Genomic DNA, 9,694 nt, shown 5'->3' on the forward strand with positions numbered 1-9,694 from the left:
AGATGTGGATGTGACCAAGACGGTTTTTTCACGTTTTCTGCTGCACCCAGCGGGTGCAAGGTCAGAGCTGGCTTAACCTCTTGGATTGACAATCTAGCGAAAACACCACGTCGATCGCTCAGCGAGGGGTGTACTGGCCCTCAAATAGCTATTATAATAAAAGAACTTTGGGTTGAGCTGTGGTGGAGATCACTGCCGTCACAGCCGGGGAGCCCCAAGGTAGCGTCGTGAAAGAAAATTTTTATGGAGGGATCAAACTATGAAAAAACGGTTGAAGGCTTCTGTGGTCCTCGCTGCGCTGCTGGCGCTGACGTTGGCCTGCGGGGCGTCGGCGGCGCAGTTCGGCAAGGATGAGATGCGTAGGATGAGCGTCTTCATCAGCAACTTCACGGAGGTGGGTCTCTACGACTTCGACCTGGACCTCGACGTTTCGGACCTGATCCGCTTCGGCATCCGGCATAACTACATCAACAACTACAAGAGCCGCATCAAGCTCTGCAAGGACAAGGAGTGTCCCCATGGGACCCTGACGATCGAGGGGAAGTTCGTCGTCGAGTCCGTGAAGAAGTACTTCGACCTGGACCTGAAGAACCAGAGCGTGACGGACTCCGACCCGCGCTGCCACTTCGACGGAAAGCTCTACCACTTCGAGAAGGCAGAGGGCGAAACGGTGTACTATGCCGACGTACAGCAGGCCTCCCGCGAGGGGAAGGTCGTCAACATGAGCGGCGAGCTCTACAACGTGGAGAACAAAAAGGAGCGCCCCGCGAAGTTCCAGGCCGTGGCCAAGCCGTACAAGTGGAACGGGAAGGACACCTGGGCCATCCTCTCCCTGGAAACCGAGTGGAACGACTGACGGGACCGGCGAGGAAGCCAGCCGCTCCACACGCTTACTCTTGGCGGTCGGAAAGAGACGACTAGCCTCAAAACGGGGGCGCCGCTGCCTGAAGCCGCAGAACGCCCCCGTTGCGTATCGGGAGCGGATGGGGTAAAATAACATTTTAAATAATGCAAACATTGGCTGAGTTAAACGGTCAACCGCATGGCTCCCCGAAAGGGGCAGACCCATGTTCATAACAGTCGGAAATTTTTTGCCCCGGGGCGACCGGCCACGGGGAAAATCGGGAAGGAGTGATGGTGTGATGCGTAAGTTTTTCACGGCTCTCCTGCTGGCGTCGGCCCTGGCGCTGACGATCGCCGGCGCGTCCATGGGAGCGGACGACGTCATCCGGATCGGGGTCTTCAACTGTCTGACGGGGCAGAACGCCTTTGGCGGGCAACTGGAGCTTGAGGGCACGCAGCTGGCCCATAAGCTGAACCCTGAGATCCTCGGCAAGAAGGTTGAGCTCATCGTGGTGGACAACAAGTCCGACAAGGTGGAGGCGGCCAACGCCGTCACGCGCCTCATCGAGAACGACAAGGTCAACGCCATCATTGGCACCTATGGCTCCTCGCTGGCCATGGCGGGCGGTGAGGTGGCGGAGAAGGCGGGGGTCCCCGTGATCGGCACCTCCTGCACCAACCCGCTGGTGACCCAGGGCAAGCGGTACTACTTCCGCGCCTGCTTCATCGACCCGTTCCAGGGCGCCGGCGCCGCGACCTACGCCTTCAAGAACCTCGACTTCAAGAGGGCGGCGACGCTGGTGGACGTCACCAACGACTACAGCGTCGGCCTCGGCGCCTTCTTCAAGCAGGCCTACGAGAAGATGGGCGGCGAGATCGTGGCGGAGCTGAAGTACCAGTCCGGCGACCAGGACTTCACGGCGCAGCTGACGGAGCTGATCAGCAAGAAGCCGGACATCGTCTTCCTCCCCGCCTATTTCGCGGAGGGCGCCATCGTCCTGAAGCAGGCGCGGGAGCTGGGGGCGGAGTTCCGCTTCATCGGCGCGGACGCCATGGACAACCCGGAGATCGTCACGCTGGGCGGCGACGCGGTGGAGGGCTTCCTGCACACCACCTTCGCCTATGACCCCTCGATGGAGAACATGAACCCCGTGGCAGCCCAGTTCACCGCGGAGTGGAACAAGGAGCACCCGGACAAGGCCCCGAACGTGAACTGCGCGCTCGGCTACGACTGCTACGTCATGCTGGCGGACGCCATCACGCGCGCGGGGAGCGCCGAGCCGGAGAAGATCCGCGACGCCCTGGAGGGGACGAAGGACCTGCCGACCGTCACGGGGATGACCACCATCAACGCCACCCACGACGCTGAGAAGGAGATGGGGATCGTCGAGATTCGGAACGGAAAGAAGACCTTCCTCGGACTGGTGAAGCCGGAGATTTAGCCTCCGGAGCGCTTCGGCACGCCCTCCGCGTGAGAGCGACAGGACGGGGGAGGGGCCTGCGCAGGCCCTTCCCCCTTTTTTGAATTTTTCGGATGCAGGGAGGTAATGGCTTGACTCTCAACATCTTCGTCCAGCATTTCGTCAACGCCCTGAGCCTGGGCTCGCTCTACGGGATGATCGCGGTGGGCTACACGATGGTCTACGGCATCCTGCGCCTCATCAACTTCGCCCACGGCGACATCTTCATGCTGGGGGCCTATTTCGTGTACTTCGCGACCATCGTCTACAGGCTTCCATGGATCGTGGGCGTCGCCCTCGCCATTGCGGGCACGACGGCCTGCGGGCTTTTGGTGGACCGCATCGCCTACCGTCCGCTGCGCCGCGCGCCGCGCATCTCCGCGCTCATCAGCGCCATCGGCGTTTCCTTCTTCATCGAGAACTTCGCCGTCGTCGTCTTCACCGGAATGCCGCGCCCCGTGGTGCAGCCCCCGCTCCTGATGAAACCCATCCTGGTGGGCGGCGGCGTGCGCCTCATCCCGCTGGGGCTGGTCGTCCCCGCCATCTCCTTCCTGCTGGTCGCCCTCCTCGTGTGGGTTATCTACCGGACGAAGCCCGGCCTCGCCATGCGCGCCATCTCCTTTGACATCGAGGCGACGCGCATGATGGGCGTTTCGGTAAATCGCATCATCGCCCTGGCGTTCGGCATCGGCTCCGCCCTTGCGGCCGTGGCGGGCATCCTGTGGGCGCTGCGCTATCCACGGGTGGAGCCCTTCATGGGCATGACGCCGGGCATCAAGGCCTTCATCGCCGCGGTGCTGGGCGGCATCGGCTCCGTGCCGGGCGCCATGATCGGCGGCCTCCTCCTGGGGTTCGTGGAGATCATGTTCGTGGCCTTCTTCCCGGTGGTTTCGGGCTACAAGGACGCCTTCGCCTTCCTGATCCTGATCCTCATCCTGCTGTTCCGCCCCACGGGGCTCCTGGGCGAGAAAATGGAGGACAAGATATGACACGAGGGGACATCAACCGGAATATTTGCAGCAGGTGCCTCACCATCGCTGCCGCCTGCCTGTTCGCCTGGTTCCTGAACGAGGCCCCTTCCTTCCTGAACGGCTACTGGGTCCGCATCCTGAACCTCGTCGCCGTCAACGGAATCCTGGGCCTGAGCCTGAACCTCGTCTACGGCGTCACGGGCATGTTCTCCCTGGGACACGCGGGCTTCATGGCCATCGGCGCCTACGTTTCCGCCCTCCTGGTCCTGCCCGCGGCCCAGAAGCAGGCCATGTGGATCCTGGACCCCATCCTCCCGTGGCTCCTGGACGTGAACGCCCCCTTCCTGATCTCCATCCTCGCCGCAGGGCTCGCGGCAGCCTTCTTCGGCTGGCTGGTGGCCCTGCCGGTCCTGTCCCTCGGCGGCGACTACCTGGGCATCGCCACGCTGGGCTTTGCCGAGATCATCCGCATCCTCATCACGAACCTCACGCCGCTGACGAACGGCTCCCTGGGCCTGAAGGGCATCCCGCCCCACACGACGCTCTGGATGAGCTGGGGCTGCCTGGCGGCAGTGCTGGTCTGTACCGTTTCCATGCTGAACAGCGGCACGGGCGGCGCCATGCGGGCCGTGCGCGACGACGACGCGGCCGCGCGCATGATGGGCATCAACACGTTCCGAATGAGGGTGCTGGCCTTCACGCTGGGCTGTTTCGGCGCCGGCCTGGGCGGCGCGCTGATGGGGAACCTCATCACGACCATCGACCCGCGCATGTTCATGATCACGCAGACCTACAGCATCCTGATGATCGTCGTCATCGGCGGGCTGGGGTCCGTCACGGGCTCCATCGTGGGCGCGGCGCTCGTCACCGTGATGCTGGAGTGGCTTCGCTTCGTCGAGAACCCCATCATCATCGGCTCGCTGCGCATCCCCGGCATCCCCGGAATGCGCATGGTGATCTTCTCGGTCCTGCTCATCGCGGTCATCATCTTCCGTCGCGAGGGGATCCTGGGGATGCGCGAGTTCAGTTGGAGCTGGTTCTTCCCCCGGAGGCGCCGGAAGGAAGCGGAGGGGGGCGGCGGGAGCTTTGCCCTGACCTACCGGGCCCCCGCGCCCCTGCCGAAGGGCGGCCCCCTGCTGGAGGTGCGGGACCTCACCCTGCGCTTCGGAGGGCTGACGGCAGTGGACGGCCTCTCCCTGGACGTGGAGGAGGGAGCCATCGCGGGGCTCATCGGGCCGAACGGCGCGGGCAAGACCTCCGCCTTCAACGCTATCAGCGGCTTCTACAGGCCGGCGTCCGGATCGGTCCGCTTCATGGGGCGGGACATCACGGGTCGGCCCCCTCACGAGGTCTGCCGCGAGGGCATCTCCCGGACGTTCCAGAACATCCGCCTCTTTGCGAACGAGACGGCGCTGCAGAACGTCATGGTGGGGGCCTGGGTGCGGCGAAGGACCTACTGGTGGATGTCGCTCCTGCCCTTTGTCTTTACGGACGTGATCCGAGAGGAGACGGGCGTGCGCCAGTGCGCGCAGGAGCTCCTGGGTCGGCTTGGCCTGGCGTCCTACGCGAACGAGAGGGCGTCGGCCCTGCCCTACGGCGCGCAGCGGCGGCTTGAGATCGCCCGCGCGCTGGGGACGGCCCCCCGCCTCCTGCTGCTGGACGAGCCGGCGGCGGGGATGAACCCCCAGGAGTCCTCGGAGCTGATGCAGTTCATCCGCCGCCTGCGGGACGAGTTCCACCTCACGATCCTGCTCATCGAGCACGACATGAAGGTGGTCATGAACGTGTGCGACACGATCCACGTGCTGGACCAGGGCAGGCTCATCGCCCGCGGCACGCCGGAGGAAATCCGGCGCGACCCCGGGGTCATCGAGGCCTACCTCGGCGCGGGCGCGGCGCAGAAGGAGGGGGCCTGAGATGAGCCTGCTCGAAGTCGAAAAGCTGAACGTACACTACGGCGCAATCCACGCGGTGCGCGACGTGTCCCTCTCCATCGAGGAGGGGCAGGTCGTGACGCTCATCGGCGCGAACGGCGCGGGCAAGAGCAGCGTCATCCGCTCCATCATGGGGCTGACGCCGTCCCGCGCGGCGCGCATGGACCTCCGGACCCCCGATGGGAAGACGGTCCCCCTGCAGGGCAGGCCCACGGAGGACCGCGTGAAGATGGGCATCGCCCTGAGCCCGGAGGGCCGCCGCATCCTGCCCCACCTGACGGCGGAGGAGAACCTGCGGCTGGGGGCCTGGACGCGGAACGACGCCGCAGGCGTTGAGGAGGACCTGGAGCACGTCTTCACGCTCTTTCCGCGCCTCAGGGAGCGGCGGAGGCAGAAGGGCGGAACGCTCTCCGGCGGCGAGCAGCAGATGCTTTCCGTGGGCCGCGCCCTGATGAGCCGACCGAACCTCCTGATGCTGGACGAGCCGTCGCTGGGCCTGGCCCCTATCCTGGTGGAGGAGGTGTTCAACATCATCCGCGCCATCAACGCGCAGGGCCGGACCATCCTGTTGGTAGAGCAGAACGCCTGGGCCGCGCTGAAGATCGCGCACAGGGCCTACGTCCTGGAGGTGGGCGCCGTGGCCCTCTCCGGAACGGGAGAGGAGCTCTTGAACGACGCGCGCGTCCGGAGCGCCTACCTCGGCGGATAGCGTTTTTTAAGCTTCTATTGAGGCGGCGGAAATGGGCGCCGCGACGGAAACGGAACGGAGGTACGTAACATGAGGAGCATGGTTGAGAAGTTTGCGGGTGGGTTCGTCCTCGTGCTGGCGGCTCTGGCGGTCCTGACGCTGGCGGCGCCGGCCGCCGCCGCGCCGGAGGTGCGGGCGGAGTGGGCGGAGGACGCGCTGGCCGGCGTCACGGAATACGACGAGTGCACCGCCTTTGAGGGGGAACCTCAGGCGAAGGTCCTCCTGTCGGCGGAGAGGGCGGTGCGGGACCTCAAGGTGCTTAGGCTCACCTTCACGGAGATAAGCGAGGAGGGGAAGGTGAGCTTCGACGTCGAGGAACGGTACGGGCAGAAGGAGTTGCTGCCGGGGCGCCCGCTCCTGGTCCGCATGATGTTTTTCGGTACCATACCCAACAACGGGATCTCCTACGTGGACGGGGAGGGCGTGACGCGGCGCTTCGTCCTGGACCAGAGCGGTGAGGACGGCTCCCTGTTGATGACGGAGTTTTAGCCTGCAGGCATCCGGCGGGGGGACTGCCCCCCGGACGATTGGCTTATTAAGGAGGAACGACGGACATGGTACGACCCTCACGTCTTTTTGGCCTGCTGGCGGCGTTTGCCGCCTGTGGGGTGCTCTGTCTTGGCGCGCTGGCGGGGCCGGCCGCGGGGCTGAGCGATGCGGAGTATCGCGAGATGATGAAGGACTCGGACTTCGCCAGGGCCGACGGCGCGCTGAACGAAACCTGGTCCAGAATATTAAAGGAAGGTGGGCTGTCGAAGGCGGGGATCAAGGCCCTGAAGGCGGATCAGGCGGAGTGGGTGAGGAAGGGACGCGACACGCAGGCCAAACTCATCATGGAGAGCGGCTACACGGCCCTCGAAGCCTACACGACGGAGACCGTGAGGCGTACGGAGGAGTTGCCGGGCCTCTCGGAGCGGATCTCCCTTCAGGATCGCCCCGACGGCCCCCAGGGCTATTACGTCCGGCGCGAGGGCGGGCGGGAGACGGGCTGGCTCTCCGTCCGGTGGACCGACAAGAAGGCCGGAGAGGTCAAAGTCGGCGCGGAGGCTATCGTGGTCCTGCGGCCGGACAACGTCCGAAGTGGCGCCTGGTTCGGCGAGGGCACGGTGCGGAAGGGAGTGCTCAAGGCCTTGGACGAGGAGGAAAGCGCGACCTTCACCTTTAAGGGCGACAAGGTGCAGGTGGTGGCGTCTCCGGGCTTCTCGTCGAGCACCGTAGGTTTGGGCGTGACGATCGAGGGGACCTACATCCGTCAGAAGCTGCCGAAGCCGTAGCGCGCGGCGCTTCGTCCTGAACCGGAGCGGCGAGGACGGCTCCCTGTTGATGACGGAGTTTTAGCCTGGGGGCGGCGGGGAGGACCGCCCTCAGGACGATTGGCTTATTAAGGAGGAACGACGGACATGGTGCGACCCTCACGTCTTTTTGGCCTGTTGGCGGCGTTTGCCGCCTGTGGGGCGCTCTGTCTCGGCGCGCTGGCGGGGCCGGCCGCGGGGCTGAGCGACGCGGAGTATCGCGAGATGATGAAGGACCGGGACTTCGCCGAGGCCGACAGAGCTCTGAACGAAGCCTGGTCCAGGATACTGAAGGAGGGGGGCCTCTCGGAGGCGGGGATCAAGGCCCTGAAGGCGGTTCAGGCGGAGTGGGTGAGGAAGGGGCGCGACGCGGCGGCCAGGCGCAATATGGCAGAGTTCGGCTACACGGCCGTTCGGGCCTATGCGTCGGCGACCTCGGAGCGCGTGGACGAGCTGGCGTACATCGTGGAGCCGATCTTCCTTCAGGATCACCCCGACGGTCCCCAGGGCTATTACGTCCGGCGCGAGGACGGGCGGGAGACGGGGCTGCTCTCCGTCCGGTGGATCGACAAGAAGGCCGGAACGGTCCGGGTCGGCGCGGAGTCCAGACTGTCCCTGAGGCCAGGCGTCTGCGAAAGTCGCACCCTGTTCGGCGAGGGCACGGTGCGGGAAGGAGTGCTTGAGCTTGAGGGAGAGTACGAGGGGCAGGGCAGCGCGACCTTCACCTTTGACGGCGACAGGGTGCAGGTGGTGGATTCCCCGGACATCGCCTCGAACACCACGGACATGGGCCTGATGCTCGATGGGACCTACGTCCGTCAGAGGCTGCCGAAGCCGTAGCGCGCAGGCGTCCGGCGGCGGGAGGACTGCCCTCCGGACGATTTGGCTTATTTGATTTATTAAGGAGGAACGACGGATCATGGTACGACCCTCACGTCTTTTTGGCCTGTTGGCGGCGTTTGCCGCCTGTGGGGCGCTCTGCCTTGGCGCGCTGGCGGGGCCGGCCGCGGGGCTGAGTGATGCGGAGTATCGCGAGATGATGAAGGACCGGGGCTTTGCCGAGGCCGACAGAGCTCTGAACGAAGCTTGGTCCAAGATCCTGAAGGAAGAGGGCCTCTCGGAGGCGGGGATCGAGGCCCTGAAGGCGGATCAGGCGGAGTGGGTGAGGAAGGGGCGCGACGCGGCGGCCAGGCGTTATATGACGGAGGACGACTACACGGCCCTCGAAGCCTACACGACGGTGACCGGAATGCGTGCAGAGGCGCTGCCGGACCTCGCGGAGCGGATATTCCTTCAGGATCGCCCCGACGGCCCCCAAGGCTATTACGTCCGGCGCGAGGACGGGCGGGAAACGAGCAGGCTCTCCGTCCGATGGACCGACAAGGAGGCCGGAGAGGTCAGAGTCGGTATGGAAGCTAACCTGGTCCTGGGGCCGAAGGATGTCGAATACCGCTACTGGTCTGGTGAGGGCACGGTGCGGAAAGGAGTGCTCAAGGCTGACGGAGACTACGATGGGCAGGGCAGCGCGACCTTCACCTTTGACGGCGACAGGGTGCAGGTGGTGGTGTCCCAGGACATCGCCCCGGACGTGGACGTGACGCTCGATGGGACCTACGTCCGTCAGAAGCTGCCGAAGCCGTAGCGCGCGCTCCGGCTCTTTGGTTCTCGAAGCGTTCGAACGTGACAGGAGGAACCCGCTGAGAGGCGGGTTCCTCCTTAAATTTTATACAACGATACGGCGGTATGCTCTCTTTATGTGGCCTGGTCCTTTGCCCGCGCTCGCCCCACTGGGTGCCGCGTCCAGCGCTCATGGTATACTTATACGGAAAAGTGCTGTGAGGCATGAGGTTAAGGCATGAAGTCCCTCCCGGCCCCTCCTTCGACAGACCGGAAATGGCCCGCCTGCGGGATGGTTTTGGTGCGTCGGCACCTGTGGCCGTTGGCAATGGCCCGACGGGCTGTGGAGGGCGTCGGGTCGGGACGCGATACGGAGGGCGCGTCCCGACGCAGCGCGTCTTGAGGGGCACCCCCCGAATTGAGGAGGTCCGAGCGTTGCTGTTGATCGAAAACCCGTCCACCGACCCCGCGTACAACCACGCCCTTGAAGAATACCTCTTGAAGAACCTTCAGGAGGATATCGTGATGGTCTGGCAGAACGTGCCGACGATCCTGATTGGCCGGAATCAGGACGCCCTCTGCGAGTACGACGCCGACTACGTTCGGGAGAGGGGCATCCGCGTGGTGCGCCGGCTCTCCGGCGGAGGGGCCATCTACTGTGACCTCAGGAACCTGCAATACTCCCTCATCGCCCCGTTTCGGAGCGGCGGTGAGGAGGAAAACCCGTTCCTCAAGTTCGCCTCGCCGGTCGTCGGCGCCCTGAAACGGCTGGGCATCGACGCGGAGTTCACGGGCCGGAACGACATCACCGTGGAGGGCAAAAAGGTCT

General features: G+C 64.9%; 10 protein-coding genes. All 10 read left to right on the forward strand.

Annotated features, from left to right (window positions below; genetic code table 11):
• Window positions 1-259: 259 nt before the first annotated feature.
• Window positions 260-856 carry a hypothetical protein gene (locus ACO41U_RS08955; RefSeq protein ID WP_298780568.1) on the forward strand — a complete coding sequence of 199 codons (597 nt, stop codon included), beginning with the start codon at window positions 260-262 and terminating at the stop codon, window positions 854-856.
• Window positions 857-1,142: 286 nt separating this feature from the next.
• Entirely contained in the window at window positions 1,143-2,285 is a 1,143-nt protein-coding gene (locus ACO41U_RS08960) for an ABC transporter substrate-binding protein (protein WP_298780566.1), read from the forward strand.
• A gap of 110 nt (window positions 2,286-2,395) precedes the next feature.
• On the forward strand, window positions 2,396-3,292 hold the full coding sequence (locus tag ACO41U_RS08965) for a branched-chain amino acid ABC transporter permease (RefSeq protein ID WP_485943286.1): 897 nt from the start codon (window positions 2,396-2,398) through the stop codon (window positions 3,290-3,292).
• Window positions 3,289-5,190 carry a branched-chain amino acid ABC transporter ATP-binding protein/permease gene (locus tag ACO41U_RS08970; RefSeq protein ID WP_485943288.1) on the forward strand — a complete coding sequence of 634 codons (1,902 nt, stop codon included), beginning with the start codon at window positions 3,289-3,291 and terminating at the stop codon, window positions 5,188-5,190. The genes ACO41U_RS08965 and ACO41U_RS08970 overlap by 4 nt, the downstream gene beginning before the upstream one ends.
• Before the next feature lies 1 nt (window position 5,191).
• Window positions 5,192-5,917 carry an ABC transporter ATP-binding protein gene (locus ACO41U_RS08975; RefSeq protein WP_485943290.1) on the forward strand — a complete coding sequence of 242 codons (726 nt, stop codon included), beginning with the start codon at window positions 5,192-5,194 and terminating at the stop codon, window positions 5,915-5,917.
• A gap of 69 nt (window positions 5,918-5,986) precedes the next feature.
• Window positions 5,987-6,445 carry a hypothetical protein gene (locus ACO41U_RS08980; protein WP_298780559.1) on the forward strand — a complete coding sequence of 153 codons (459 nt, stop codon included), beginning with the start codon at window positions 5,987-5,989 and terminating at the stop codon, window positions 6,443-6,445.
• Between the two features lie 65 nt (window positions 6,446-6,510).
• Window positions 6,511-7,230, forward strand: a complete 720-nt coding sequence (locus tag ACO41U_RS08985; RefSeq protein ID WP_485943292.1) for a hypothetical protein — start codon at window positions 6,511-6,513, stop codon at window positions 7,228-7,230.
• Between the two features lie 126 nt (window positions 7,231-7,356).
• On the forward strand, window positions 7,357-8,088 hold the full coding sequence (locus ACO41U_RS08990) for a lysozyme inhibitor LprI family protein (protein WP_485943294.1): 732 nt from the start codon (window positions 7,357-7,359) through the stop codon (window positions 8,086-8,088).
• 79 nt (window positions 8,089-8,167) lie between these two features.
• Window positions 8,168-8,890 carry a hypothetical protein gene (locus tag ACO41U_RS08995; RefSeq protein WP_485943296.1) on the forward strand — a complete coding sequence of 241 codons (723 nt, stop codon included), beginning with the start codon at window positions 8,168-8,170 and terminating at the stop codon, window positions 8,888-8,890.
• A 410-nt stretch (window positions 8,891-9,300) separates the two neighbouring features.
• A partial coding sequence (locus ACO41U_RS09000; RefSeq protein WP_485943298.1) for a lipoate--protein ligase family protein occupies window positions 9,301-9,694 on the forward strand: 394 nt, incomplete at its 3' end.

This window comes from Fretibacterium sp., from assembly GCF_057312375.1.

Bases quoted from the DNA above. Each gene is read 5' to 3' on its own strand.
- ACO41U_RS08985 (WP_485943292.1), top strand. From the start codon at position 6,511: ATGGTACGACCCTCACGTCTTTTTGGCCTGCTGGCGGCGTTTGCCGCC.
- ACO41U_RS08990 (WP_485943294.1), top strand. From the start codon at position 7,357: ATGGTGCGACCCTCACGTCTTTTTGGCCTGTTGGCGGCGTTTGCCGCC.
- ACO41U_RS08975 (WP_485943290.1), top strand. From the start codon at position 5,192: ATGAGCCTGCTCGAAGTCGAAAAGCTGAACGTACACTACGGCGCAATC.
- ACO41U_RS08960 (WP_298780566.1), top strand. From the start codon at position 1,143: ATGCGTAAGTTTTTCACGGCTCTCCTGCTGGCGTCGGCCCTGGCGCTG.
- ACO41U_RS08980 (WP_298780559.1), top strand. From the start codon at position 5,987: ATGAGGAGCATGGTTGAGAAGTTTGCGGGTGGGTTCGTCCTCGTGCTG.
- ACO41U_RS08995 (WP_485943296.1), top strand. From the start codon at position 8,168: ATGGTACGACCCTCACGTCTTTTTGGCCTGTTGGCGGCGTTTGCCGCC.
- ACO41U_RS08970 (WP_485943288.1), top strand. From the start codon at position 3,289: ATGACACGAGGGGACATCAACCGGAATATTTGCAGCAGGTGCCTCACC.
- ACO41U_RS08955 (WP_298780568.1), top strand. From the start codon at position 260: ATGAAAAAACGGTTGAAGGCTTCTGTGGTCCTCGCTGCGCTGCTGGCG.